This is a genomic window from Pseudomonas sp. ICMP 8385, assembly GCF_002699915.1.
Classification (GTDB): Bacteria; Pseudomonadota; Gammaproteobacteria; order Pseudomonadales; family Pseudomonadaceae; genus Aquipseudomonas; species Aquipseudomonas gessardii.
The window spans coordinates 143,752-169,086 of sequence record NZ_LKBY01000013.1 but is presented as its reverse complement, the minus strand read 5'-3'; the positions used below and the strand labels follow the sequence as shown (position 1 = coordinate 169,086).

The following is a 25,335-nucleotide window of genomic DNA, read 5'->3' as shown; positions in this document are numbered from 1 at the left end:
AATCATCGCGCCTAACTCTGCAAGTTGAAGCCTAATGGGCCGTGCCAATCATCGCGCAACGCGGTGCCAAATCCGGCGCGCGCTTACACACCAGCAGGCCCTTGCCATAGAAGTCCTTGATGGCCTGCAGCACGTTGGGCGGCGGCAGCACATTGAACACGTGCTCGGGATTTTTAAACAAGTAGAGGTCCAGCAGCCACACCGCAAAAAACACCAGCGACACCAGCAAGGTGTACAGCGGGATGCTGATCAACTGGCGCCTGGCCAGGTACGTTTGCCCGAACACGCGCAGGAAGAGGTTGGCCCACAACCGGGCGATCCCGATAAACCGGTCGCGACCCAGACTCATGCCGCTCAAGGTCTGGAGTATTTCCAGGCGGCTTTTCTTGGTGGCCAGCGCGACGGCGGCCAACACCCCGGTGCAGCCAAACACCACGGTGGCAACGACGATCAACGCCCCGATCATTTCTTTCACACTGGCATCCCTTGCTGTGAATGTGCGCGGTGCACATCCTGGCTGATCCCCCGCGCAGTCTGCAAGCCACGGCGGTTTACCCACGCCGTCATGTAATCAAATGACCACCCATCGAATAAAAAACATCCAGTCGAACCTATCCCCCGGCGGGCCACTCCACCTTACTCAACCCAGATGGTGGAGTAAGGATCATGGCTCAGCCATCGATATTGGTATTGGAAGACGACGAGATCATTCGCTCGCTGATGGTGGATGTACTGGAGGAGTTCGGCGCGCGGGTGACCTCATTCCCCTCGGCCGATGAAGGGATGATTTTTCTGGAGAGAACCAGTGATCCGGTGGACCTGATCGTCAGCGATATCCAGATGCCCGGCCTGCTCAACGGGTATGACCTGAGCAGGGTCGTGGCCCACCGCTGGCCATCCTTGCCGGTGGTACTGACCTCGGGCAATACGGTCATGGCCGCACAATTGGGCTGCACCGTGAAATTTTTGCCCAAGCCCTGGAGCACCGAGCGCCTGCTTGACTGTGTGCAGGCCGCGTTGGTGCAGGGCCCCGCCCTACACTGATCGCGTCGCAACATCGCAGCAATCGAACTTCGCGACAGCGTGGGAGGTCTGTTTTTGAGTAACTGGTAATTTTTCTGACAACAACGTCAGATTTTTCATCATAACTTCTCAGATACAGACGGCAGGGTGTATAGAATCGTTACCCACCCTTCACCCACGTGTCAGCCATGGCCCGCCCTGGTCGACCAGTCCGAGTTATTGCATGCATCAGGCCCATGACGTCGAGGTGCCCTCTCTGCTTGAAGCCTTGCGCTCGGGCACAGCCCTGCTCCATGTGGCCCTGGAAAAACGCTTGCCGTTTTTTTCTGCGCAGCTGAATGCCGACAGGTATCGCCGCTTGCTTGAGGCTTACTATGGTTTCTACCGGCCAATGGAAACCCGGCTCTACGACAGCGCCTTGATTCCAGTCGGATTCGATCAGGCTCTACGTGTGAAAACGCCAACCTTGTACACCGACCTGACGGCCCTGGGCCTGTCCAACCAGGCGCTTGGCGCCTTGCCCCTCAGCCCTTGCCTGCCACGCCTCGACACCCCAGCCGCCTGCCTGGGTGCGTTGTATGTGCTGGAAGGCGCCACCCTCGGCGGCCAGGTATTGCGCCGGGAGATGGCCCGGCGCCTGGCGCTGGATGCCAGCAATGGCGGCGCCTTTCTCAATGTATACGGCGCCGAGACCGGTCGGCGCTGGAAAGACTTTCTCGACTACCTGGGCCGCATCCCGCTGGACGACATAGGCCGTCGCCAGGCGGTGGACGCGGCCTGCTCGACATTCAGCTGTTTTGAGCAATGGCTCGACAGCCGGGAGGTACTGCTATGAAACCCGAGGATTTTGAAGAACTGCTGGCCAACTGTGCCGACGAGCCCATCCGCTTTCCCGGCGCGATCCAGCCCCACGGCGTGCTGCTGACCCTGCGCGAACCGGACCTGCTGATCATGCAAGTCAGCGCCAACGTCGCCAGCCTGTTCAACCACCAGCCCGAGACCTTGCTCGGCCAGCCACTGGATACGCTGCTGGGCGCAGAAAACACCCACGCTGTGCGGCAGATGGCCAGCCAACCCAGCGTTATCGACACTCCGCCGCTGCACGTCACCCTCAACGGTGGCGAGTTTGAAGGCCTGTTGCATCGCCATCAAGGTGTGCTGGTGCTGGAGTTCGAGCCACGCGCCAAGCATTTCCAGCCCAAACCCGTGCAGGGTCGCACCAGTAATCTGGGCAAGATGTTGCAACGCTTGCAGTCGGCGAAAACCCTGCAAGCGCTGTACGAAATCAGCGTGAACGAAATCCAGGCCATGACCGGCTATGACCGGGTGTTGATTTACCGCTTTGAAGAGGAAGGCCACGGCCAGGTCATCGCCGAAGCGTCCGCGCCATCCATGGAGCTGTTCAACGGCCTGTTCTTCCCCGCGTCCGACATCCCGGAACAAGCCCGCGAGTTGTACCGCACCAATTGGCTGCGGATCATCCCCAATGCCGACTACGAGCCGGTGCCCCTGCTGCCCAAACTGCGCCCGGACACCGGGCAGCCGCTGGATCTGAGCTTCGCCACCCTGCGCAGCGTGTCGCCGATCCACTGCCAGTACATGAAAAACATGGGGGTGCTGTCGTCCATGAGCATCTCGCTGATGAAGGGCGACACCCTGTGGGGCCTGATCAGTTGCGGCAACCGCGAGCCGCTGCATGTGCCCAACGAACTGCGCACCACCTGCCAGACCATCGGCCAGGTGCTGTCCTTGCAGATCAGTGCCATGGAGGCCCTGGATATCAGCCGCCAGCGCGAGGAAAAAGTCGAGGCCCTGAGCGTGCTCAACCAGGCGATGGACGCATCATCGGACACGGTATTCGACGGCCTGGCCCAATGCCCGCAAGTACTGATGGACTTGGTGCAGGCCAGTGGCGTGGCGATCATTGAAGGCCAGCAACTGCAACGCTACGGCAACTGCCCGGAGCCTTCGCAGATCCGCGCCTTGCATAAATGGCTGCAGGAAACCGCGCAGCCGGTATTTGCCAGCCACCACCTGGCGGCGGTCTACCCGCCCGCTGCACACTACCCGGCAGTGGCCAGCGGCGTCCTGGCCATAAGCTTGCCCAAGCCGGTGGACAACGGTGTGCTGTGGTTCCGCCCGGAAGTCAAAGAGAGCATCCAGTGGAGCGGCGACCCGAAGAAACCGCTGGCCCTGGAAAACTCCGACGCTGGCCTGCGCCTTCGCCCACGCACCTCGTTTGAAATCTGGAAGGTGGAAATGGCCGGCATCGCCAGCAAGTGGAGCCCCGGCGACCGTTTTGCCGCCAACGACCTGCGCCGCTCGGCCCTGGAAAACGACCTGGCCCGCCAGGTCCTGCGCGAACAACAGGCCGTGCGCGCCCGGGATGAACTGGTGGCGGTGGTGTCCCACGACCTGCGCAACCCGATGACCGTGATCTCGATGCTGTGCGGCATGATGCAAAAGGCGTTCAGCTCTGACGGCACCCACACTTCGCGGCGGATTTCCTCGGCCATCGACACCATGCAGCAAGCCGCCGGGCGCATGAATGTGTTGCTGGAGGATTTGCTCGACACCTCCAAGATCGAAGCCGGCCGCTACACCGTCAGGCCGGTGCCGCTGGATGTCAGCCAGATCTTTGAAGAGGCCTATTCGCTGCTGGCGCCCCTGGCCCTGGAAAAGGGGGTGGACCTGTCGTTCAACGCCGAGCCCGGCCTGCAAATCAACGCCGACCCGGAGCGTTTGTTCCAGGTGCTGTCGAACCTGATCGGCAACGCCATCAAGTTCACCCCGCGCCTGGGCAAGATCGGGATTTCGGCGATGAGCAATGGCGAAGAAATTGTGTTTGCGGTGCGCGACTCCGGCGAAGGCATTGCCCCTGATCAACTGCCCCATGTGTTTGATCGCTATTGGACCCTGGCCGAAAACAACCCCACGGGCAGCGGCCTTGGGCTGTACATCACCCAGGGCATCGTCAAGGCCCACGGCGGGCGGATCGAGGCCGAAAGCGAGCTGGGGCGTGGCAGTGAATTTCGCTTTACCGTGCCCAAGGTGGTGCAGCCTCCACGCTGACCTGGCGGTGTACGCCGGGGCAGCAGGCCCCCGCATTATCATTGACGATTTCCGTCGGCAAGCCGACTCCTACAGATGGGGCGGCGAGCCGTTTGTTACTTTGACAAAACACCGACATCCACTGCGTTAAGCTATCCAGTCCACCCCCGAACAGAGCCGTGTTTCCATGCTGCAACCCGACACTTTGCCCGCCGTCCTCGCCGGCCCCTTGTTGCGCCGCCTGGAGCCGGGCCGTCTGGTGTTGTGGCTGGTGGGCAGTCGCGCGCTGGCATTGACCTTGCGGTTGCAGTTCAGCCAGGACGGGCAGCCACAGTCCCTGGATATCGCCCTCGACGCCACACAGTGCCAGGTCATTGCCGTAGGCCGCGCAGCGTTTATCCACCTGATCGATGTGTCGCTGGCCACGCCGCTGCCCCAGGACGTGCCCATCCACTATGACCTGCTGCTCAAGGATGGAACCGGTATCGCCCAATGGGCACCGCACCTGCTGTACGCCAATGCCCAGGCCCCGGATTTTATCCTGCACAGCCGTATCCACCAGTTGCTGCACGGCTCTTGCCGCAAACCCCACCATTACGCCGATGAAGGCCTGCTGTGCGCCGATCGCCTGCTGGCCGAGGACCGCAGCCTGGCCCAGCGCCCGGCCCTGTTGATGATGAGTGGCGACCAGGTGTATGCCGACGATGTGGCCGGGCCGATGCTGCGTGCCATTCATGGGCTGATTGCGCGCCTGGGCCTGTTCGATGAACACCTCGATGGCGCCGTGGTGGACGACAGCACCAGGCTCTACGGCCACCCCGCCAGCTACTACCATCGCGCCGACCTGTTGCCGGCCCTGGAGAGCAACGAGACCCTGCGCGAACGCTTTTTTGGCGGGGTGAAAAAACCGATCTTTACCAGCAGCAGCGCCGACAACCACCTGGTGACCTTCGCCGAAGTGATGGCGATGTACCTGCTGGTCTGGTCGCCAACCCCCTGGACCCTGATCGCCCCGCAACCTCCCGCCCGGTTAACGCCTGAAGACCAGGCACGCTACGCCCGCGAACAGGTCCCTGTGGATAAGTTTCGCGATGGCCTGGCCGGGGTGGCCCGGGTGTTCGCCCATATACCGTGCCTGATGATCTTCGATGATCACGACATCACCGATGACTGGAACCTCAGCGCCCAATGGGAACAGACCGCCTATGGCCACCCGTTCTCCAAGCGCATCATCGGCAATGCCTTGCTCGCCTATATGCTCTGCCAGGGCTGGGGCAACAACCCCGATGCCTTCGCCCAGCTCGTGGACAAAACCCTGGCCCTGAGCGCAACGGCCCAGCACCACGGCAATCATCTGCCCGCCCCCGCCCAGGACCAGTTGCTCGAAGAACTGCTGACCTTCCAGCAGTGGCATTACGTGCTGCCCACCACCCCGGCGCTGGTGGTGATCGACACCCGCACGCGGCGCTGGCGCAGTGAGTTCACCCTCAAGCAACCGTCCGGCCTGTTGGACTGGGAAGCCTTGAGCGAGCTGCAACAGGAGCTGCTCGACCACCCATCGGCGATCATCGTTTCACCCGCACCGATCTTTGGCGTCAAGCTGATCGAGACGGTGCAGAAAGTCTTCAGTTGGTGCGGTTATCCGCTGCTGGTCGATGCGGAAAACTGGATGGCCCACCGTGGCGCCGCCCAGGTGATCCTGAATATCTTCCGCCATTCGCGCACCCCGGGTAACTACGTGATTCTGTCGGGGGATGTGCATTACTCGTTCGTCTACGAAGTGCTGATCCGCCATCGCAATGCCGGGCCGCATATCTGGCAGATCACCAGCAGCGGTATCAAGAACCAATTCCCGCCCCGCCTGCTGGAATGGTTCGACCGCATCAACCGCTGGCTCTACTCGCCACGCTCCCCCCTGAACTGGCTGACCCGGCGCCGCCGCATGCAGGTGGTGCCGTATATCCCGGCACATGCCGAAGCCGGCGAACGGCTGTGGAACAGTGCGGGAATCGGCCAGGTATTTTTCAACGAACAGGGGCAACCCGAGGCGATTTACCAGCACAACGCCAATGGCACGCCCCCCACGCGCATGGTGGAACCGCACTCGCCTGGACGCCGCGAATAATGGCGTTTAGCCACAAATTTTCGCCCTCTTTCTCTGCGGTCAAACCTCGTTGTACAGTACGCCCAGCCACGGAGTATCGGCGTTAACACCTGACTGGCCAGAGTGGGCCAGCATCCTCGCAGGGAGCGCGCAGATGGGCGATATATCCGATATGGATCCGTTGAAAAGTGAGCTTTTCGACAGTAATACCGACCTGGTCCATGCCATCATGGAGTTGGTCAGCGATGGGATTTGGTACTGGAATGCCGATACCGGGTTCGTCTATCGCAACCCCGGCTGGTACGAAATGCTGGGCTACGATCATCACTCCCTGGAAAACACGGTCTTCACCTGGGAAAACGTGATCCACCCCGACGATTACTCCCATGTGATGAAAGTCTTCGACGACTACGTCAACAGCCGCACGCCCCACTATCAAGCCCAATACCGCTGTCGCAAAAAAGACGGCACCTGGCTGTGGATCGAAGACCGCGGCTACATCATCGCCCGCAATACCGATGGCTCGGTGTGGCGCATGGTCGGTGCCCACCGCAGCATCCATGAACGCAAACGCTCCCTGGAACAACTTGAGCGGCGCAACCAATCCCTTGAGGCGCTGGTGGCCGAACGGACCCGCGAACTGTCGCGGGTCAACCAGCAACTGCAGTTGCAACTGGACGAAAACCGCTCCCTGGCCGAGCGCGATACCCTGACCCGGATCGCCAACCGCTATCGCCTGGAAAAAGCCCTGCTGGAAGAGTGCGAGCGCGCCCAGCGGTTTCGCCTGCCGTTGTCCGTGATTGCCATGGATGTCGATGACTTCAAGTCGATCAACGACCAGCACGGGCACGCCGTGGGCGATACCACCCTGTTGCAGGTGGTCGAGCGCCTGGAACACTGTGTCCGCCAGGGTGACCTGCTGGCGCGTTGGGGCGGCGATGAGTTTATGGTGATCCTGCCCAAAAGCACTGTGGACGTGGCCAGGATGCTGGCCGAGCGCATCCGCCTGGCCATCCTCGACGTGCCCAGCGTGGGCAACTTCAAGGTGACCTTGAGCCTGGGCGTGGTACAGCGCCTCGATGGCGAATCGCCCGCCAACCTGATGGCCCGGGCAGACCAGGCGCTGTACCGGTCCAAGGCCGCGGGCAAGGACCGGGTTTCGCAATAACGCGCACTGGCGCAAAAATTGCGCAATGCACCCGCTTGGAGCCGGCTTGCCGGCGATAGGGCCAGTGAACTTTGTGCTGTATTTTCTACGAAATGCGCCTAGGTCAGCTCAAAAAACATAAATATGCAATTATTATGGCGATAACATACTTTAAAACACTAAAATAATTGCACTTATATGCAGATGCTAGTATTCCTTCATCTTTATGCTTGAAGCGCTGGAATAATTGCATCCATGGCCAATAAAACTGCTCCGCTCCTTCCAATGACCCAGCAATTACTGGTGGACCTGGGCGAGCGCCTGCGTCTGGCTCGCTTGCGACGCAAGCTTACCGCCAAGCAAGTGGCGGAGCGTGCCGGTATGTCGCAAATGACCCTGCGGGCTCTGGAGCGAGGTGCTGCGGGTGTCACCATCGGCGCCTACCTGTCCGTTCTGCAGGTACTGGGCTTGGAGCAGGACCTGGCCCGTATCGCCGAAACCGACGAATTGGGCCGGCATCTACAAGACTCCCTGCTGCTGAACAAAACACGCAGGACACCTAAATCATCCTACGGCATCGTCGCCGCGCCAGACTCGCCTCCCTACATCCAACCTCACGAGCCAGCCTCAGCGGCCTCTAAACTTTCCGGGTTAATCGTGAACCCTGTCAACAAGACCTCCAAACCATGACCCGGATTGCCGTGTACGCCGACTGGATCGCGACAAGCGAGCAACACGGGTAACACCTCATACCCGCCTCCTGGAATCGGACTACCTGCTGGGCGTCCATGATGCCTTGCGCTTCAAACGAGATGACCAACGCCCAGGATCTGGAGCTGGCGCGTTCGGTGGCAGGCTATTTCAGGGTGCCTCTCAATGATCGAGGCATTCAGGCTGGCGCTGTAGGAGCCGACAAGCCGGCCCCCACAGGGTTGAGGTCAGTAACGCGCGTCCACCGGCTTACCGCCGTTCGGCCAGTCCTTCACTTTGTCCGGGAAGTCCGGGCGTGGTTTTTGCGAGAAGTAGGCGGCAACGTCCACCGCTTCCTGGTCCGACAAACCGCCCTGGCCCAACGGGAATTTCTCGTGGAAGCCGATCGGCATATTGCGTTTGACGAACGCGGCGGCGGTGTAGGTGCGAGCCATGCCGGCACCGATGTTGAAGGACTGTTCGCCCCACAACGGCGGGTACACCAGGCTGCCGTCGGCCCGGGCCAGGCCTTCGCCGTCGTTGCCGTGGCACACCGCGCATTGCTTGGCGTAGACCTGCTCGCCATGGGCCAGGTCGGGCTTGATGGCCGGGTCGATCTTGCCGACACCACGGCCGGGGACTTTATCCTCGGGCTTGGTGTTGTTTTTCATCCAGTCGAAGTACGCCACCATCGCCTGCATATCCGCCGATTGGGGCGGTATTGGCTTGCCGTTCATCGAGCGGCGGAAGCAGCCGTTGATGCGCTCTTCCAGGCTCACCACCTTGCCAGCACGCGGGGCGTAGCTGGGGAAGAACGCTGACACGCCCACGAACGGCGAACCGTCAGCCACGGTGCCGGCGTTGAGATGGCAACTGGTGCAGTTCAGCGAGTTGCCGACATTCTCGGGCAACAGTTCCTTGGTTTGCAGGTGCAGGCGCATGCCGCGTACCACCTGGTCGGCATTCGTCGCCGCCAACAGGTTGGCCAGGCGCGGCGTCTCGAACGCCGAGGAGTCGGTGCTGACCGGGTTGAGCTGGTCACGCATTTTCTTCACCTGGGCAGTGCTGATCGGCGTGCCTTCATTGCCCCAGCGCGTGCGCACAAAGGTGAGGATTTCCGCCACTTCGTTATTCCCCAGGCGCGCAAAGCCCGGCATGGTGTAGACCCGGGGATGGGCGGCGGTCTCGGCGGTTTCCCAACCGGTGAGGGTAATGTGCAGCAGCGAGGTGGGGTTGCTGGCCACCACGCTGGCGTTGCCGGCCAGTGCCGGGAACAGGCCCTTCACACCCGCGCCGTCGCTGCGGTGGCAATCGCTGCAGAACTGCATATAGCCCAGGCCGCCCCGGCTGGTGAACAAGTCCTTGGGCAGTTCGACGGGGCCTTTGGCCACGGCCGGCATCGGCAGGTCGTCCTTGCCCGGTGGCAGGGATTTCAGATAGGTGGCAATGGCCGTCAGGTCGGCATCCGTGAAGTGCTGGGTGCTGTGCCGGATCACGTCCACCATGTTGCCGGATACCGTGGCAAAGCGGTTCTGCCCGGTCTTGAGCAGTTGCACGGTGTCTTGCACCGTCCACAGGTTGCGCAGGCTCAAGGCGCGCCAATGTTCGACGGTTTCCCCGCCCAGGTAGTGCTCGCCGCTGCTGCCGGCGTCGCTCATGGCTTTTTCCTGGAAGGCGATCCCCCGCGGGGTATGGCACGAGCCGCAGTGGCCCAGGCCCTGGACCAGGTAGGCGCCCCGGTTGAGCACGGCATCCCGGGCCGGGTCGGGCTGGAACGGTTGTTTGTCGAGGAACATGAAATTCCACAACGCCAGGCCCCAACGCTGGTTGAACGGGAAGCCCATGTCAGCTTCGAGGTTGGCCTGGTTCACCGGCTTGACCTCGTGCATCAGGTAGGCGAACAAGGCGCGCATGTCCTCTTCGCTCATCTTCGCGTAGGACGGATACGGCATGGCCGGGTACAGGTTCATACCGGTCGGCGTGACGCCTTCGCGCATCACCCGGTCGAACTGTTCAAAGCTATAGTGACCGATGCCGGTCTCACGGTCCGGGGTGATATTGCTGGAGTAGATAATGCCCATGGGCGTGTTCAGCTCCAGGCCACCCGCCATCTCGGGACCTTGCTTGGCGGTGTGGCAGGCGATGCAGTCACCCAGTTGGGCCACGTATTTGCCCTGGGCGATCAGTTCGGTATCGGGTTTGGCAGGTTCGTTGGCGTGCAGGGGAAGCGCAAGACACAGCGTCGCCCCCATCCAGGCCAAACGTGACAGAGAAAGGGCCATCGCATTATTCCTTTAATAACCTGGCCTGGGGGTTGGCCCCTGGGTACAGGTTTGTCTGCGTTTTTATGAGGTCATCAGGCGGACAACCGGGGCTTTGTAAGCCCCGGTTGTGTTGTAGCGGATTTTCGATAATGGCCCGTTGATATGGATCAGGGCCGAGGGCGGTTCAGGCGTTTTGCAGGTAGTGCGTGGCGTCGAGTTCGATCATCACCGGTTGACGGGTGTCGACCAGGCTTTGCAACAACCCGTGCAAGGCCTGCGGCGTGTCGGCCGTATGGTGGGCAACGTGGCAGCTGCGGGCCATCGCGGCAAAGTCCGGGGTCAGGATATCCACCCCCAACGGCGTGATTTCCCGGGCCTGCATATAGTCCCGGATCTCGCCGTAGCACTGGTTGTTCCACACCACCAGGATCACGCCGATGCCCGCCTCACGGGCCGCGATCAGTTCGTTGCTGGCAAACTGCAAGCCACCATCGCCGACCAGCGCCACCACCGGTCGCTCGGGCTTGGCCAGCTTGGCGCCGATCGCCGCCGGCAAGCCATAGCCGAGGGTGCCGTAGCCGGTGCCGGCATTAAACCAACTGTTGGCCGCCGGCGCCTGGTAGCCCACCGCGCCCTGGTACACCGGCTGGGTCGAATCGCCAACGATCAACGGGTCGACCAGGCTGTCGCGCAGCAGGTCCAGCAAGCCTTGCAGCCCCTGTTGCTTGGCGTTCCAGCTCGCGCGCTCCTGGCGGTTGACGCGCTGCACGCTGTCCTGCGCCCAACGCCCGCTCGGGGCTGGCGGGCGGACCGCCGCCAGCAGCGCCTGCAAGCCTTCGCGGGCATCGCCCACCAGCCCGACATGGGCGCGCTGCACGCCCATGACTTGCATCGGGTCGATGTCCAGGCGGATCAGCGGTGCCTTGAATTTCAGTGGGCCAAGGCCGAAGAAATCGTAGTCGGTTTCCCCCAGCTCCGTGCCCACGGCGAGGATCACATCGGCCTCGTCAAACAACGAACGGCCATGTTTGGAGGACTGCACGCCGTCCAGCAACAACGGGTGGCCCATGGGCAGCAAGCCACGGGCATTGGTGGTCAGGGCCACCGGCGCTTGCAGGCGCTCGGCCAGTTGCTGCAACACTTCGGCGCAGTCACGGGCCCCGCCGCCGGCGAGAATCAGCGGCCGTCGCGCCTCATTGAGCAGGCTCAACGCCGCTCGCAGCGAGGCCGGCGCCGGGGCGGGTGCGCCCGGCAGGCTGCGGGGCATCAGGTTAAGGTCGATGGCCGGCATCTCCAGCACATCCAGAGGGATTTCCAGATGTACCGGGCGCGGGCGCGCGCACTTGAACACGGCGAAGGCGCGGGCCAGCAGCTCCGGCAATTGCTCCGGCGCTTGCAGGGTATGGCTGAAGGCACATACACCGGCGACCATCGCCCGTTGGTCCGGCAGCTCGTGCAGGTGCCCGTGGCCCAGGCGCAGGTGTTCGCGGCGGTTGGTGGTGGAAATCACCAGCATCGGCACCGAGTCGGCATAGGCCTGGCCCATGGCGGTCAGAATATTGGTCATGCCGGGGCCGGTGATGATGAAACACACCCCCGGCTTGCCGCTGGCGCGGGCGTAGCCGTCGGCCATAAAGCCGGCGCCCTGCTCATGGCGCGGGCTGACATGGCGCAGGCGGCTGCCATGCAGGCCGCGGTAGAGCTCGACGGTGTGCACGCCGGGGATGCCGAACACGGTGTCAACCCCATAACCTTCCAGCAGGCGAACCAGAGACTGGGCACAGGTGGTCATTGCTCATTTCCTTCTTATTGTTCTGTGTCGATTGGCCAGACCTTAGGGGGCGCTCGGAGGGCGGACAAGCAAAAAATTTGCCGGCCATTGGCAAAAAAAATTCACGGATTGCCGCGCGTCAAAGCCCGCCGCCCAACTGCGACTTCACCCACTCGCCAAACGCCTGCACCACCGGGCGCTCGACTTTCTGGTGATCGGCCACCAGGTAATAGCCACGGTTGGATTCGATCTCGGTCTCGAACGGCCGCACCAGCAAGCCCCTGGCCAGGGCCTCGCCGCTGATCAGGTTGTCGCCCATGGCGATGCCCTGGCTGGCGATGCACGCCGACTGCACAAAGTGCGCATCGGCAAACACGATACCGCGCTGCACATCGACATTCGGCGCCCCGGCGGCGGCCAGCCACACGCGCCAGTCGGAGTAGTCGATCATATGCAGCAACGGCGCACCGGCCAGGTGTTCCGGGGTCTTCAGGCCGCCCATGGTGTTGACCAGGCGCGGGCTGCACACCGGGAAGTAGCGCAGCGAAACGATCTTCTGCACATGCTGGTTGGGCCAGTCGCCCATGCCGTAGGCGATAAACAGGTCGGCGCCATGGTCGCTGGTATCATCCGGGGTGCGCGGCGAAATCAGGTGCAATTCGACCTGTGGATAAAGGGCCTGGAAGTCGGCGATATGGGTGCACAGCCAATAGGTGGCAAAGCCCGCCGGGCTGCTGATGCACAGGCGCCCGCTGACCTGCTGGCCATCGAAGCGCTGCCCGGCCTCAAGGATATTGGCCAGCAGCCCATGGATATCGCGGGCATAGCGTTCGCCTTGCCAGGTGATGCGGATATTGCGCCCGGTGCGCTCGGTCAGGGCAAAACCCAGGGTCTGTTCCAGGCTCTTGATCTGGTGGCTGATGGCGCTGGGGGTGAGGTTCAGCTCGGCGGCTGCCTCGGACACGCTGCCCAGCCGGGCCACCGCGTCCAGCGCGCGCAAGGCGGTCATGGAGGGGTAACGCATGGATGTTCACCTGCTCAAAGATACCCGCACCATAGCCGCAATCGCGCCGCAGACATAGCCGCTGGCGAACGGGACAGTTGAATTAAATTTCAATATCGAGCGAAAAATGCTCGATTGACCTCAAGTGGCCAGTGGCTATTCTCGATCCTCATCACTGCATGCCTGTGCAGCTTTGCGCAGGAGCCGGCTCCTGCAGAAAACTGCCTAATCTACAAAAATAAAGAGGGATAACCCTTGAACCCAGTCACCCCGGTGGTCGCCATCGATGCTCTGCACAAGAGCTATGCCGCGCACCATGTTCTCAAAGGCATTTCCCTGCGCGCCAACGAAGGCGATGTGGTGTCGCTGATCGGCTCCAGCGGCTCGGGCAAAAGCACCCTGCTGCGTTGCATCAACCTGTTGGAAATCCCGTGCAGCGGCAGCCTGCGCATCAACGGCGAGGAAGTGCACCTGAAAAAGGACCGCGCCGGCAACCCGCTGATCGCCGATCCCGACCAGGTAGCACGCCTGCGCACGCAACTGGGCATGGTGTTCCAGAGCTTCAACCTGTGGCCCCACCGCACCGTGCTGGAAAATGTCATCGAAGCACCGGTGTATGTGCTGGGTGAAGACCGCAAGGACGCCATCGCCCACGCCGAGCACCTGCTGGAAAAAGTCGGCCTGGCCAGCAAGCGCGATACCTTCCCGGCCTTCCTGTCCGGCGGCCAGCAACAGCGCGTGGCCATCGCCCGCGCCCTGGCCATGCGCCCGCGCGTCTTGCTGATGGATGAACCCACCTCGGCCCTGGACCCGGAGCTGGTCGGCGAAGTGCTGAAGGTGATCCAGGGTATCGCCGAAGAAGGCCGCACCATGATCCTCGTCACCCACGAAATGGCGTTTGCCCGGGATGTATCGAGCAAGGTCATGTTTTTGCACCAGGGATTGGTTGAAGAAGAAGGCACGCCCCAGCAAGTCTTCCACAACCCCACCAGCGAGCGTTGCCGCCAGTTCGTCATGGCCCAGGACAATCGCGTTTGAACTGCCGCTTCCATCCTTCAAAACAATAACTTCGAAAGGGTCAAGCCATGCATAACTCTCTGAAATCCCTCGCCGCCGGCTGCGTGCTCGCCGTGCTTTCCCACAGTGCAGTGGCCGCCGAAAAAATAGTGTTCGGCATCGCCCTGGAACCCTACCCGCCGTTCTCCGAAAAAGCCGGCAATGGCGCCTGGAGCGGTTTCGAACCAGACCTGATCAAGGCCCTGTGCGAACGCCTGCAAGCCCAATGCCCGCTCAAGGAAGTGTCCTGGGACGGTTTGATCCCGGCGCTGCAATCGAGCCAGATCGACGTGATCCTCAACTCCCTGAGCATCACCGAAGAGCGCGAAAAGGTCATCGCCTTTACCGCCCCCTACTACCAGACCCCGGCCATGTGGGTCGCCGACAAAAGCCTGGACCTGGTCACCACCCCCGAAGGTCTCAAGGGCAAGTTGATTGGCGTCCAGGGCTCGACCTCCAACGCCACCTACCTCAAGGCCTACTACGCCAAGGGCTCGACCCTGCGCTACTACAACACCCAGGACGACATGACCGCCGACCTGCAAAGCGGGCGTATCGACGTGATGCTGGCCGACGCGCTGACCATCGAGCCGATGCTCAAGTCCAATGCCGGCAGTGGCCTGGCTGACAAGGGCCTGGCGCCCAAAGACCCGTTGTTCGGTTCCGGTATCGGCGCCGCCGTGCGCAAGGGTGACGACAGCCTGCGCGAGCAGCTCAACACCGCGCTGGCGGCAATCAAGGCCGACGGCACCTACGACAACATTCGCAGCCGCTATTTCAGCGTCGATATTTCCGCGCAATAACGTCCAACGGAACGCGCCATGATTTCTTTGTCCGAACTCACCCAGTTGTTCGTCGCCGACGGCTGGCTCAACGCGCTGCTCCAGGGCGCGGTGGTGACCTTGCAGATTTCCGCCGGGGCCTTTGTGCTGGGCCTGGGCATCGGCCTGCTGGTGGCCATGATCAAGCTCAAGGGCCCCCGCTGGATGGTGCGCCTGGCCAACCTCTACACCACGCTGTACCGCGCGGTGCCGGAGCTGCTGCTGATTTTGCTGCTGTATTACGCCGGCACCGACCTGCTGAACATGGCGATGGCCGCCATGGGCCGCGACAGCGTGACGGTCAACGGCTTTATCGCCGCCGTGCTGGTGCTGGGCATCGTTCAGGGCGCGTACTCCGCGGAGATCATTCGCGGCGCGATCCAGGCCATTCCCGTGGGCCAACTGGAAGCGGCGCGGGCCTTTGGCATCGAGCGCTGGCTGCTGGTGCGCCGGGTGTTGCTGCCCAGCATGTTGCCGTTTGCCATGGCCGGCCTGTCGAACCTGTGGCTGGTGCTGGTCAAGGACAGCGCGCTGATCAGCATCGTCGGCTACAGCGAGTTGCTCTCGGTGGGCAAACAGGCGGCCGGCTCCACCAAGCATTACCTGGTGTTCTACCTGGCGGTGGCGGCGGTGTATTTCATCATCACCCTGATTTCCAACGGCGCCTTCCGGGTGTTCGAGCGACGGATCAACCGCTGGATGCCGCAGCACTAAGGAGCGCAGCCGATGGACTTTTCATGGATCAACAGTTTTGCCAACGAGCTGCTGCACGGCCTGGGCATCACCCTGAAGTTGCTGGCCTTGTCCGGGGTGTTCGGCTTCTTGCTAGCGGTGCTGGTGGCGTTGGGGCGCTTGTCGTCCAACCCACTGATCAGCGGGCCGTTGCGCGCCTATACCGCAGTATTCCGGGGCACGCCGCTGCTGGTGCAGATCTACATCCTGTATTACGGCGTGGGCAGCGTGTTTGCCAGCTACCCGCTGATTCGCGGCAGCTTCCTCTGGCCGTATTTGCGCGAAGGTTTCTGGTACGTGGCCCTGGCGCTGATTTTGTGTGTCGGTGCGTATGTCGGCGAAGTGCTGCGCGGTGCCCTGCGTGCCGTGCCACGGGGCGAGCTGGAAGCAGCACGGGCCTTTGGCATGAAGCGCCTGATGGTGTTGCGCCGGGTCTGGTTGCCACGGGCCCTGGAGCTGGTCAAGCCGACGCTGGTGGGCGAAACCGTGCTGCTGCTCAAGGCCACCGCGCTGGCCTCCACCGTGGCCGTCACCGACCTGCTCGGCGCCGCCAACCTGGTGCGGGCGCAGACGCTGCGGGTGTACGAACCCCTATTGGCGGTGGCGGTGATCTACATTGTCCTGGCGTTCGTGATCGAACACGCTTTCTCGCGCTGGGGCAAAGTCCCGCAGCGCCAGGCTTGAATCAATTTTAGGAGAACAAGGATGCGTTATTCACCGTTTGTCGAGCGCATTAGTGGCGAGTCCGTCAGCGCCTGGGATATTCACTACGCCGCCGTCGAAGCCCGTGGCCGTGGCGAAGATGTGATTGTGTTGAGCGTGGGCGACCCCGACTTCGCCACCGCCAGTGCCATTTGCGAAACCGCCGTCGACGCCCTGCGCGCCGGCGACACCCATTACACCCACGTCCTCGGCCGACCGGCCCTGCGCGAGGCGATTGCCGCCAAGCAAAGCCGCCTGCAAGGCATTGCCGTACACGCCGATAACGTGGCCCTGGTGGCCGGTGCGCAAAACGGCCTGTTCGCCACCTCGCTGTGCCTGTTCAGCCAGGGTGACGAAGTGCTGGTGCCGGAGCCGATGTACCTGACCTACGAGGCGTGCATTCACGCCTCCGGTGCGCGCATCGCGACCATCGAGCAGCCGGCGACCAACGGCTTTCGCCTGACCCGCGCGGCCCTGGAAAAAGCCATTAGCGCCAAGACCCGGGGCATTGCCCTGGCCACGCCGTGCAACCCCACCGGCAATGTCTACAGCCGTGAAGAGCTGGAGCTGGTGGCCGAAGTCGCCCGTGAGCACGACCTGTGGGTGATTTCCGATGAGGTCTACGGGCAAATCACGTATGACCAGCCACACCTGAGCATCGCCTCGCTGCCGGGCATGGCCGAGCGCACCGTGGTGCTCAACAGCCTGTCGAAAACCCACGCCATGACCGGCTGGCGCGTGGGCTGGGTGGTGGCGCCGACCGCATTGGTGGGCCACCTGGATAACCTGCTGCTGTGCATGCTCTATGGCTTGCCCGGGTTTATCCAGGAAGCGGCGATCAAGGCCCTGGAGCTGGATGACGAGGTGGTGAGCGATGCACGCACGGTGTATCGCCGCCGGCGCGACCTGGTGGTGGCCGGCCTGGGTGGCATCGCCGACCTCGATTGCCGCGTGCCCCAGGCCGGCATGTTTATGCTGGTGGACGTGCGCCGCACCGGGCTGTCGAGCATGGACTTTGCCTGGCAGCTGTTCCGCGCCACCGGCGTGTCGGTGCTCGATGCCCAGGCGTTTGGCGCCAGTGCCGAAGGCTTTGTGCGCATCTCTTTTACCGTCGCCGACGACACCCTCAAAGACGCCTGCCAGCGGATTGCCGGGTTTGTCGAGGGCCTGCGCGCCAACCGCTGATTATGTGAACACTGGGATTGATGTGGGAGCAGGCAAGCCAGCTCCCACATTTGATCTTTGCTCGTCTTGAATATTGAGGTTTCCCCCGTGACCGCTTCCGACCAATTCACGTCCACCCACTCCGTTGTCGGCGAGCACGCTGACCTGGTGCTGCACCACGGCCGTTTCTACACCCTCGACCCGGCCCAGCCGTGGGCCGACGCGGTGGCGATTCGCGGGGGACGTTTTATCGCAGTCGGCACACTCGCTGACCTGCAGCACCTGATCGGCCCGCAGACCCGCCAGCACGACCTGCTGGGCGCCTTCTGCATGCCCGGCTTGCACGATATGCACACCCACCCCGACCTCGCCCTGGCGCCACGCTACAGCGATAACCTGGACGTGGGTATCGAAGACCCCACCCCCGAACAACTGGCGGCGGCGATCCACGCCTACGCCGATGCCCACCCAGGCGATGGCTGGATCTACGGCCAGTACTGGGTGCGCTACACCTTCCGCGAAGCCGGGCTGACCCCAGGGCGCGAATGGCTCGACAGCATCATGCCGGACCGCCCGGTGGCGCTGCTGGACCGCATGTGGGGGACCATGATGGTCAACTCTTGCGCGTTGAAACTGGCCGGCATCAACCGCCACACCGCCGACCCGCGCAACGGCTATATGGAGCGCGACGAACTCAGCGGCGAGCCCAACGGCCTGATGATCGACGGCGCCTACGCGCTGATCCACGCCGCCATGCCGCCGACCCCGGTGGCGGTGCTGCGCCGGGCCTATCGCGACGGTGTGCACTTCCAGAGCTCGCGTGGCGTTACCGCGACCAAGTACGTGCATGTCTGCGAGCGGCGCCTGGACGCCCTCAAGGAGCTGGACGACGCGGGCGAATTGAGCGTGCGTGTGGAAGCCGCGATCAGTTGGCAAGACGACATCTTCCCGGTACGCCGGCGCTGGGAATTGCTCGGCGGCGAGCGTCACTACTATCGCAGTGCGCGGCTCAATGCCAATGCGGTGAAGTTTCACTTCGACGGCACTGTGGAGCCCAAGTCTTCGTACCTGATGACGCCCTGGGCCGCCGACTCCACCTGGCGCGGCAAGCTCAACCTGACCCCGGAACATATCACCGACATGGTGGTGGACATGGACCGTCGCGGCCTGCGGGTGATCGCCCATTGCACCGGCGACGGCGCGTCCGATGTGTTCCTCGATGCGGTGGCCGAGGCGCGGCGGGTCAATGGCGACAGCGGCATTCGTCACCAATGCGCCCACAGCACCCTGCTGCATCCGGGCAACCTCAAGCGCTTCAAGGCCCTGAACGTGATCGCCGAGTTCTCCCCGGCGGCCTGGTATCCGACGCCGTTTGCCAGCGGCGCCCGCGCAGGCTACGGCGCCGAACGCCTCAAGCGCATCTATGACTTCAAAGGCGTGCTGGCCGAAGGTGGCCTGGCGGTGATGGGCACCGACTGGCCCGTGGCTTCCATTGACCCATGGCTGGCCCTGGAAACCATGGTCACCCGGCAGAACCCCTGGAACGAAGAGCCGGACTGCTTCGGCGAACCGATCACCCTGGAGCAGGCGCTGCAAGTGGCCACCCTCAACGGCGCCCACGCCATGGGCCTGGAACACGCCACCGGCAGCCTGGAAGTGGGCAAGTGCGCCGACCTGATCGTGATCGACCGCGACCTGTTCGCCCAGCCGGCGCGCAATTACATCCACCAGACCCAGGTGCTGCTGACCTTGGTCGATGGCCGCCCGGTCTATGACCGTCTCAATGCGTTTGCAGACACGGCATTGCAAGCTGTGTGGCAGGGCCTGCCGCCGGTGATCGAATGAATAACGATAGCATTGCGGTCACGGTGGTCTCGGGCTTTCTCGGCGCCGGCAAGACCACCCTGCTCAACCGCATCGCCCAGCAGCCGCAACATGGGCGCATGGCGGTGATCGTCAATGACTTTGGCGAGCTGAATATCGATGCGGCGATCATCGCCGAAGTCACCGACGCGGTGTTCAGCCTGCAGAACGGTTGCATCTGCTGCACGGTGCAAGAGGACCTGCTGGCGCAACTGGTGAGCCTGAGCCAGCTGCGCCCACGCCTGGACCGCATCGTCATCGAGTGCAGTGGCGTGTCGGACCCGCAGCGCATTGTGCAGACCCTGGGTTATCCACAGCTCAAGGCGCACTTGCACCTGGATACGGTGATTACCCTGGTGGACGCCAGCGGTTACCGGGGGCTGGAAGGTGAATTCGCACGCCTGTCCCGCGCCCAGGTGGCCTGTGCCGACCTGGTGCTGCTGAACAAGGCCGATCTGGTCAGCGCCGCCGAACTGCACAGCCTGCGCGCCGAGATCGGGGCGCGTACCCGGGTGATCAGCACCGTCCAGGCGCAGATTCCCGACGCGCTGCTGCTGGGCGAACGCAGCGCGCGCAACGGCCTGACGCCAGTGCCGGCGCCGCACCACGAGCTGTTTGAAAGCTGGACCTGGCAAGGCACCCAGGCCCTGCCGGCCAAGGCCCTGCGCGATTGGTTGGGGCAACTGCCCAAGGATTTGTTCCGCCTTAAAGGCCTGGTGCATTTGCAGGGCAACGACCAGCCTTTCTGGCTGCAACATGTGGGCAACCGCAGCCAGTTCACCTTGGCCGGCGGCGAGCATGCGCAAGATTGCGCGCAACTGGTGTTTATCGCCCGACGTGGCAGTGGCCTGCGGGCACGGCTGGAAACGCAATTGCAGGAGATGCAGGGCCTGTAGCCGCGGATGACGATGAAGGCAGAGTGCCGCCTTGACCTTGCTACCCTGGCCCTTGAAAATGCCCGACGCTTTTCCCGTCTCCCCGCTTACAGAAGTAGTGAAATTTCAATGTCCGATTCCCGTACCGAAGAATCCGTAGTCACCTTGCAAGCCAAAGCTGAATACGAAAACGCCATCAATCTTTCACAGCATGTGCCAGCGGCCAAGAACATCAGTGAAATGGTGCTGGACGCATTCCATACCTCCAAGGAAAGCGAGCAGATCCGCCAATTGCGCGTGGCCATCCGCCAGGCCCACGATGCCTTCGACGATGACCAGGCCTATGAACTGATGGGCCAGCTCAAGCAGCTCAAGGACGCCGAAGCCGCCGACAACGCCGCCCTGGAAGACCTGAGCAGCAAGTTCTCGATCAACCGTATCCTTTCCAGCTTCAAGGACGACCCAGAGTTCCAGGAGCTGGTCTACGGCCTGGCGCTCAAGGTGCTGAACCAGACCCACCAGGCCATCAGCAACCCGAGTGCCGGCAAGGGCAAGGCTGCGCGGGCGAAGAAGGATGCGGAAGTGTTTGTGATCAGCAAGGATGGCATCAGCGTGACGCTGCCATTACGCACACCGCGCTCCAAGCTCAATGTTGACCGCGAGGCGCTGGAGTTCCTCGGTTTCAACTTTGTAGGTGAAGGAGATGAGGCAGAGCTTGAGAGCGAGAGCTTTGTGGATAACTCCGGTGCCGAGCAGCCACTGACCCGCAAGAGCATCGTGACCGCACTGCAACAGCAGACGGCGTTTGACGGTTACAGCATCGCCCAGCAATAAGCCTTACCCCCAAAAGTGTGGGAGCGGGCTTGCCCTAATGCCAGTCAGTTAAGCCTTTTTGTAGGAGCGAGCTTGCTCGCGAAGAACTTGAGAGCGCCGCGTTTACCTAGCGAACACGCGTTATCGTTGACGTCCTTCGCGAGCAAGCTCGCTCCTACAGAAAGCAGAATCCGCTTAACTGACTGGCATTAGGGCTTGCCCGCGATAGCGGTGGGTCAGCCAACACATGTATCGACTGATTCATTGCTATCGCGGGCAAGCCCGCTCCCACATGGGGGGCTGTGGTGTTTTGAGGCCGCACAAAAAAGCCCCGCTCTTCTCTCGAAGGCGGGGCTTTTTATTGCATCCCAACTCAGTGGGCGTAAGTCAGCAACAACTCTTTCGGCACCTGGAAATCCAGGGACATCATCACGCTCAAGGCGGTGATGGTGAAGATCGAGAAGACGAACAACTTGCGCGCCCAGACGGTGTCATCCACCGCCTTGTAGCCGGTCCAGGCCATGTACAACCAGTACATGCCCATGGCGGCGGCGACGGCAAGGTAGCTCATGCCGGCATAGCCACTGAAGGTCAACATCAAGGTCGCCACGAGGAAGGCCAGGATGTAGAGCAGGATGTGTTTCTTCGCCACCTGAATGCCGCGCTTGACCGGCAATACCGGAATCGAAGCCGCCAGGTAGTCGTTGAAACGGAAGATCGCGATGGCATAGGAGTGCGGCATCTGCCACAGGCTGAACATCACCAGCAGCACCAGCGCCGCCATGTCGAAGCTATTGGTCACCGCCACATAACCAATCACCGGCGGCATCGCCCCCGACAGGCTGCCCACCAGCGTGCCGTGCACCGACTTGCGCTTGAGGTACAGGCTGTAGAGGCCGACGTAGATGACAAAGCCGATCACGGCAAACAACGCCGCCAGCGGATTGGCCACCGTGTACAGCAACGCCACGCCGGCAACACCGAGGACGGTCGCAAAGATCAGCGCCAGTTTCAGGGAGATAAGGCCCTGGACCAGCACGCGGTTCTTGGTGCGCTCCATCTTGATATCGATGTCACGGTCAATGCAGTTGTTGAACACGCAACCGGATGCCACCACCAGGGAAGTGCCGATCATTGCCGCCAGGAAGATGGCCAGATCGACATGCCCCTTGGAGGCCAGGAAGAAACCGCCTGCCACAGAAAGCACGTTACCGAAAATGATCCCCGGTTTGGTGATTTGGATAAAGTGCTTAAGCGACATCGGGTCTTACCTCACTTCGCCATCATGTAGGTGTGGATGCTGAACATGATCCACAACGACAGGCCGACCAGCAGCAGGATCACAATGGCCGTGAACACAAACGCCACCACGTTGTTACGCTGGGCCTGGGAGCGGTCCAGGTGCAGGAAGTAATACAGGTGGACAACCACCTGGATCACCGCGAACAACAGCACGATGGCCAATGTGGTGGCCTTCGGCAGGGTGGGGTACATCACCAGGCCGAACGGGATGACCGTCAGGATCACCGACAGGATGAAGCCGATCGCGTAAGACTTTACGCTGCCATGGCTTGCATCATGGCTGTCATGGGAGTGTGCATTAGCCATTACAAAGTCCCCATCAAGTAGACAACGGTGAAGACGCAGATCCAGACCACGTCCAGGAAGTGCCAGAACAGGCTCAGGCAGCTCAGGCGGGTCTTGTTGGTCGACGTCAGGCCATGCTTGTTGACCTGGTACATCATGATCGCCATCCAGATCAGACCGGCGGTAACGTGCAGGCCGTGGGTGCCGACCAGGGTGAAGAACGCCGACAGGAAGCCGCTGCGGCTAGGCCCGTAGCCTTCGGAAATCAGCACGTGGAACTCGTTGATCTCCATGGCGATAAAGCCAAGGCCGAGCAAGAAGGTCAGGCCCAGCCACTTGAGCACGCCCGCCTTGTTGCCACGGAAGAACGCCAGCATGGCGAAGCCGTAGGTGATCGAACTGAACAGCAGCAAGGCGGTTTCGCCCAGCACGTAATTCAGCTCGAAGATGTCGTGGCCCGACGGGCCACCCGCTACGTTGTTTACCAGTACCGCGTACACCGCGAAGATCGACGCAAACAGGATGCAGTCGGTCATCAGGTAGAGCCAGAAACCGTATACGGTCATCTCGCCCGCGTCGTGGTGGTCATCGTGCCCATGGTCATCGACATGGGCGTGTCCAGCATTGGTCACTAAGTTCGACATGGTTTAAGCCTGTTCCAACGAGGTTTCAACACGGTTGGCCGGAATCTTCTTCTCGGCTACCAGGCGAGCGTGCTGCTCGGCTTCGATGCGCTCGATCACATCGACCGGCACCATGTAGCCCTGATCATCCCGCGCCGCGTGGATCACGAAATAGATCACGGTGCCCGCCAGGCTAGCGATGGCCAGCCACCAGATGTGCCAGATCATCGCGAAACCGAAGACCGTCAACAGCGCGCCCATCACCACGCCAGTGGCGGTGTTGTTCGGCATGTGGATCGGCGAGTAGCGCACAGGACGCTGGTACGCCGTACCGTTTTCCTTGGCTTCGGTGAACGGGTCGATGGTCTCGGCCTTCGGCAGCACGGCGAAGTTGTAGAACGGTGGTGGCGACGAGGTCGACCATTCCAGGGTGTGCGCATTCCATGGGTCGCCCGAGTCGCAAGCGTTCTGCTTGCGGTCACGGATACTCACGTACAGCTGGATCAACTGGCAGGCGATACCGAACGCGATCATCACCGCACCGAACATGGCGACGTACAGGTACGGCACCCACTCAGGGTTGGTGGTGGCGTTCAGACGACGGGTCATGCCCATGAAGCCCAGTGCATAGAGCGGCATGAACGCGACGAAGAAGCCGGTGATCCAGAACCAGAATGCCGCCTTGCCCCAGCCTTCGTGCAGCTTGAAGCCGAACGCTTTCGGGAAGTAGAAGCTGAAGCCGGCGATGTAGCCGAATACCGCACCACCGATGATCACGTTATGGAAGTGCGCGATCACGAACAGGCTGTTGTGCAGCACGAAGTCAGCACCCGGGATGGCCAGCAGTACGCCGGTCATGCCGCCGATGGCGAAGGTCACCATAAAGCCCAGGGTCCACAGGACCTGGCTGGTGAAGCGCAGGCGGCCGTGGTAGATGGTGAACAGCCAGTTGAATAGCTTCACCCCCGTCGGGATCGAAATCAGCATCGTCGCCAGGCCGAAGAAGGCGTTGACGCTGGCCCCCGAACCCATGGTGAAGAAGTGGTGCAGCCAGACCATGAAGCCCAGTACGGAGATCGCGCCCGAGGCGTAGACCATCGAGTGGTGACCGAACAGGCGCTTGCCGGTAAAGGTCGAGATCACTTCGGAGAAGATACCGAACGCTGGCAGGATCAGGATGTACACCTCAGGGTGACCCCATGCCCAGAACAGGTTCACGTACATCATTGGATTGCCACCAAGTTCATTGGTGAAAATGTGGAAATCCATGTAGCGGTCAAGCGTCAGCAGGGCCAGGGTCGCGGTCAGGATCGGGAACGAAGCCACGATCAGGACGTTGGCCCAGGTGCAGGTCCAGGTGAAGATCGGCATGTCCATCAGCTTCATGCCTGGGGTACGCATTTTCAGCACGGTGGCCAGGAAGTTGACCCCCGTCAGCGTCGTACCCAGCCCGGATAGCTGTAGCGCCCAGATGTAGTAATCCATCCCCACGCCCGGACTGTATTGCAGCCCCGACAACGGCGGATAGGCCACCCAACCGGTCTTGGCGAATTCGCCGACGCCCAGGGACAGGTTGATCAGCACCACGCCGGAAACCAGCAGCCAGAAGCTCAGGGAGTTGAGGAACGGGAACGCAACGTCACGCGCACCGATCTGCAGCGGCACTGCCAGGTTCATCAGGCCGGTGAAGAAAGGCATCGCCATGAAGATGATCATGATCACACCGTGGGCGGTGAAGATCTGGTCATAGTGTTCAGGTGGCAGGTAGCCAGGCGAACCCTCGGTGGCCATGGCCAACTGGGTCCGCATCATGATGGCGTCGGCAAAACCACGCAGCAGCATGACCATGGCGACGATGATGTACATCACGCCGATTTTCTTGTGGTCGACCGACGTCAGCCACTCGGTCCACAAGTAGGTCCACTTCTTGAAGTAGGTGATTGCCGCAAACAGTGCCAGACCACCCAGCGCGATCATGGCGATGGTCACCATCACGATCGGCTCGTGGAATGGGACCGCGTCCCAACTTAATTTACCAAACATCGT

22 protein-coding genes are annotated in these 25,335 nt (G+C 61.9%); 14 read left to right on the top strand and 8 right to left on the bottom strand.

Features of this window, described 5'->3' with window-relative positions; translation table 11 throughout:
- Positions 1-31: 31 nt before the first annotated feature.
- The gene (locus AO268_RS04600; RefSeq protein WP_141562775.1) at positions 32-475 is read right to left on the bottom strand and encodes a hypothetical protein; all 444 of its coding nucleotides are present in this window, start codon (positions 473-475) and stop codon (positions 32-34) included.
- 191 nt (positions 476-666) lie between these two features.
- On the opposite strand from AO268_RS04600, the gene AO268_RS04595 reads away from it, so the two are divergent.
- The 6 genes from AO268_RS04595 (at position 667) to AO268_RS04570 (ending at position 8,015) form a co-directional block, all read left to right on the top strand.
- Positions 667-1,044 carry a response regulator gene (locus AO268_RS04595; protein ID WP_076962766.1) on the top strand — a complete coding sequence of 126 codons (378 nt, stop codon included), beginning with the start codon at positions 667-669 and terminating at the stop codon, positions 1,042-1,044.
- A gap of 202 nt (positions 1,045-1,246) precedes the next feature.
- On the top strand, positions 1,247-1,858 hold the full coding sequence (locus tag AO268_RS04590; protein ID WP_076962767.1) for a biliverdin-producing heme oxygenase: 612 nt from the start codon (positions 1,247-1,249) through the stop codon (positions 1,856-1,858).
- Entirely contained in the window at positions 1,855-4,095 is a 2,241-nt protein-coding gene (locus AO268_RS04585; protein ID WP_099168008.1) for an ATP-binding protein, read from the top strand. Before AO268_RS04590 ends, AO268_RS04585 begins: the two co-directional genes overlap by 4 nt.
- Before the next feature lie 166 nt (positions 4,096-4,261).
- Entirely contained in the window at positions 4,262-6,199 is a 1,938-nt protein-coding gene (locus tag AO268_RS04580; protein ID WP_099168007.1) for an alkaline phosphatase D family protein, read from the top strand.
- A gap of 133 nt (positions 6,200-6,332) precedes the next feature.
- Positions 6,333-7,346 carry a sensor domain-containing diguanylate cyclase gene (locus tag AO268_RS04575; RefSeq protein ID WP_099168006.1) on the top strand — a complete coding sequence of 338 codons (1,014 nt, stop codon included), beginning with the start codon at positions 6,333-6,335 and terminating at the stop codon, positions 7,344-7,346.
- 234 nt (positions 7,347-7,580) lie between these two features.
- Entirely contained in the window at positions 7,581-8,015 is a 435-nt protein-coding gene (locus AO268_RS04570; RefSeq protein WP_083743060.1) for a helix-turn-helix domain-containing protein, read from the top strand.
- Positions 8,016-8,263: 248 nt separating this feature from the next.
- Here AO268_RS04570 and AO268_RS04565 read toward each other — a convergent pair whose 3' ends face one another.
- The 3 genes from AO268_RS04565 to AO268_RS04555 form a co-directional block, all read right to left on the bottom strand.
- Positions 8,264-10,297 carry a c-type cytochrome gene (locus AO268_RS04565; RefSeq protein ID WP_099168005.1) on the bottom strand — a complete coding sequence of 678 codons (2,034 nt, stop codon included), beginning with the start codon at positions 10,295-10,297 and terminating at the stop codon, positions 8,264-8,266.
- A 166-nt stretch (positions 10,298-10,463) separates the two neighbouring features.
- The gene (locus AO268_RS04560; protein WP_099168004.1) at positions 10,464-12,071 is read right to left on the bottom strand and encodes a 5-guanidino-2-oxopentanoate decarboxylase; all 1,608 of its coding nucleotides are present in this window, start codon (positions 12,069-12,071) and stop codon (positions 10,464-10,466) included.
- A gap of 118 nt (positions 12,072-12,189) precedes the next feature.
- Positions 12,190-13,074: a LysR substrate-binding domain-containing protein gene (locus tag AO268_RS04555; RefSeq protein ID WP_099168003.1), complete on the bottom strand. Its 885-nt coding sequence runs from the start codon at positions 13,072-13,074 to the stop codon at positions 12,190-12,192.
- A gap of 234 nt (positions 13,075-13,308) precedes the next feature.
- Between AO268_RS04555 and AO268_RS04550 the strand changes: the two genes are divergently transcribed.
- The 8 genes from AO268_RS04550 (at position 13,309) to AO268_RS04515 (ending at position 21,100) form a co-directional block, all read left to right on the top strand.
- Positions 13,309-14,091, top strand: coding sequence for an ABC transporter ATP-binding protein (locus tag AO268_RS04550; RefSeq protein ID WP_099168002.1), 783 nt, complete (start codon positions 13,309-13,311; stop codon positions 14,089-14,091).
- A gap of 47 nt (positions 14,092-14,138) precedes the next feature.
- Positions 14,139-14,912 (top strand): transporter substrate-binding domain-containing protein, encoded by a 774-nt coding sequence (locus AO268_RS04545; protein WP_099168001.1) that lies wholly within the window; start codon positions 14,139-14,141, stop codon positions 14,910-14,912.
- Between the two features lie 18 nt (positions 14,913-14,930).
- Positions 14,931-15,644, top strand: a complete 714-nt coding sequence (locus AO268_RS04540; protein ID WP_057437878.1) for an ABC transporter permease — start codon at positions 14,931-14,933, stop codon at positions 15,642-15,644.
- Positions 15,645-15,656: 12 nt separating this feature from the next.
- Complete coding sequence (locus tag AO268_RS04535) at positions 15,657-16,346, top strand: ABC transporter permease (protein WP_099168000.1); 690 nt, start codon at positions 15,657-15,659, stop codon at positions 16,344-16,346.
- 21 nt (positions 16,347-16,367) lie between these two features.
- Complete coding sequence (locus tag AO268_RS04530) at positions 16,368-17,549, top strand: pyridoxal phosphate-dependent aminotransferase (RefSeq protein WP_099167999.1); 1,182 nt, start codon at positions 16,368-16,370, stop codon at positions 17,547-17,549.
- An 87-nt stretch (positions 17,550-17,636) separates the two neighbouring features.
- Positions 17,637-19,373: an amidohydrolase gene (locus tag AO268_RS04525; protein ID WP_099167998.1), complete on the top strand. Its 1,737-nt coding sequence runs from the start codon at positions 17,637-17,639 to the stop codon at positions 19,371-19,373.
- The gene (locus tag AO268_RS04520) at positions 19,370-20,287 is read left to right on the top strand and encodes a CobW family GTP-binding protein (RefSeq protein ID WP_099167997.1); all 918 of its coding nucleotides are present in this window, start codon (positions 19,370-19,372) and stop codon (positions 20,285-20,287) included. Before AO268_RS04525 ends, AO268_RS04520 begins: the two co-directional genes overlap by 4 nt.
- Positions 20,288-20,395: 108 nt before the next feature.
- Positions 20,396-21,100, top strand: coding sequence for a hypothetical protein (locus AO268_RS04515; protein ID WP_099167996.1), 705 nt, complete (start codon positions 20,396-20,398; stop codon positions 21,098-21,100).
- Between the two features lie 352 nt (positions 21,101-21,452).
- Here AO268_RS04515 and cyoE read toward each other — a convergent pair whose 3' ends face one another.
- The 4 genes from cyoE to cyoB are packed head-to-tail and all read right to left on the bottom strand — an operon-like array spanning position 21,453 to position 25,332.
- Positions 21,453-22,340: a heme o synthase gene (gene cyoE, locus AO268_RS04510; protein WP_029300217.1), complete on the bottom strand. Its 888-nt coding sequence runs from the start codon at positions 22,338-22,340 to the stop codon at positions 21,453-21,455.
- An 11-nt stretch (positions 22,341-22,351) separates the two neighbouring features.
- Positions 22,352-22,687: a cytochrome o ubiquinol oxidase subunit IV gene (gene cyoD, locus AO268_RS04505; RefSeq protein WP_076962780.1), complete on the bottom strand. Its 336-nt coding sequence runs from the start codon at positions 22,685-22,687 to the stop codon at positions 22,352-22,354.
- Positions 22,687-23,310: a cytochrome o ubiquinol oxidase subunit III gene (gene cyoC / locus AO268_RS04500; RefSeq protein WP_076962781.1), complete on the bottom strand. Its 624-nt coding sequence runs from the start codon at positions 23,308-23,310 to the stop codon at positions 22,687-22,689. The genes cyoD and cyoC overlap by 1 nt, the downstream gene beginning before the upstream one ends.
- A 3-nt stretch (positions 23,311-23,313) precedes the next feature.
- Positions 23,314-25,332: a cytochrome o ubiquinol oxidase subunit I gene (gene cyoB / locus AO268_RS04495; RefSeq protein ID WP_076962782.1), complete on the bottom strand. Its 2,019-nt coding sequence runs from the start codon at positions 25,330-25,332 to the stop codon at positions 23,314-23,316.
- Positions 25,333-25,335: the final 3 nt, after the last annotated feature.

What these genes read in the sequence shown, in the direction of transcription:
- AO268_RS04535 (WP_099168000.1), top strand. Translation starts at nt 15,657, where the DNA reads ATGGACTTTTCATGGATCAACAGTTTTGCCAACGAGCTGCTGCACGGC.
- AO268_RS04555 (WP_099168003.1), bottom strand. Translation starts at nt 13,074, where the DNA reads ATGCGTTACCCCTCCATGACCGCCTTGCGCGCGCTGGACGCGGTGGCC.
- cyoD (WP_076962780.1), bottom strand. Translation starts at nt 22,687, where the DNA reads ATGGCTAATGCACACTCCCATGACAGCCATGATGCAAGCCATGGCAGC.
- AO268_RS04520 (WP_099167997.1), top strand. Translation starts at nt 19,370, where the DNA reads ATGAATAACGATAGCATTGCGGTCACGGTGGTCTCGGGCTTTCTCGGC.
- AO268_RS04560 (WP_099168004.1), bottom strand. Translation starts at nt 12,071, where the DNA reads ATGACCACCTGTGCCCAGTCTCTGGTTCGCCTGCTGGAAGGTTATGGG.
- AO268_RS04575 (WP_099168006.1), top strand. Translation starts at nt 6,333, where the DNA reads ATGGGCGATATATCCGATATGGATCCGTTGAAAAGTGAGCTTTTCGAC.
- AO268_RS04595 (WP_076962766.1), top strand. Translation starts at nt 667, where the DNA reads ATGGCTCAGCCATCGATATTGGTATTGGAAGACGACGAGATCATTCGC.
- cyoB (WP_076962782.1), bottom strand. Translation starts at nt 25,332, where the DNA reads ATGTTTGGTAAATTAAGTTGGGACGCGGTCCCATTCCACGAGCCGATC.
- AO268_RS04580 (WP_099168007.1), top strand. Translation starts at nt 4,262, where the DNA reads ATGCTGCAACCCGACACTTTGCCCGCCGTCCTCGCCGGCCCCTTGTTG.
- AO268_RS04515 (WP_099167996.1), top strand. Translation starts at nt 20,396, where the DNA reads ATGTCCGATTCCCGTACCGAAGAATCCGTAGTCACCTTGCAAGCCAAA.
- AO268_RS04585 (WP_099168008.1), top strand. Translation starts at nt 1,855, where the DNA reads ATGAAACCCGAGGATTTTGAAGAACTGCTGGCCAACTGTGCCGACGAG.
- cyoE (WP_029300217.1), bottom strand. Translation starts at nt 22,340, where the DNA reads ATGTCGCTTAAGCACTTTATCCAAATCACCAAACCGGGGATCATTTTC.
- AO268_RS04565 (WP_099168005.1), bottom strand. Translation starts at nt 10,297, where the DNA reads ATGGCCCTTTCTCTGTCACGTTTGGCCTGGATGGGGGCGACGCTGTGT.
- cyoC (WP_076962781.1), bottom strand. Translation starts at nt 23,310, where the DNA reads ATGTCGAACTTAGTGACCAATGCTGGACACGCCCATGTCGATGACCAT.
- AO268_RS04545 (WP_099168001.1), top strand. Translation starts at nt 14,139, where the DNA reads ATGCATAACTCTCTGAAATCCCTCGCCGCCGGCTGCGTGCTCGCCGTG.
- AO268_RS04530 (WP_099167999.1), top strand. Translation starts at nt 16,368, where the DNA reads ATGCGTTATTCACCGTTTGTCGAGCGCATTAGTGGCGAGTCCGTCAGC.
- AO268_RS04590 (WP_076962767.1), top strand. Translation starts at nt 1,247, where the DNA reads ATGCATCAGGCCCATGACGTCGAGGTGCCCTCTCTGCTTGAAGCCTTG.
- AO268_RS04570 (WP_083743060.1), top strand. Translation starts at nt 7,581, where the DNA reads ATGGCCAATAAAACTGCTCCGCTCCTTCCAATGACCCAGCAATTACTG.
- AO268_RS04540 (WP_057437878.1), top strand. Translation starts at nt 14,931, where the DNA reads ATGATTTCTTTGTCCGAACTCACCCAGTTGTTCGTCGCCGACGGCTGG.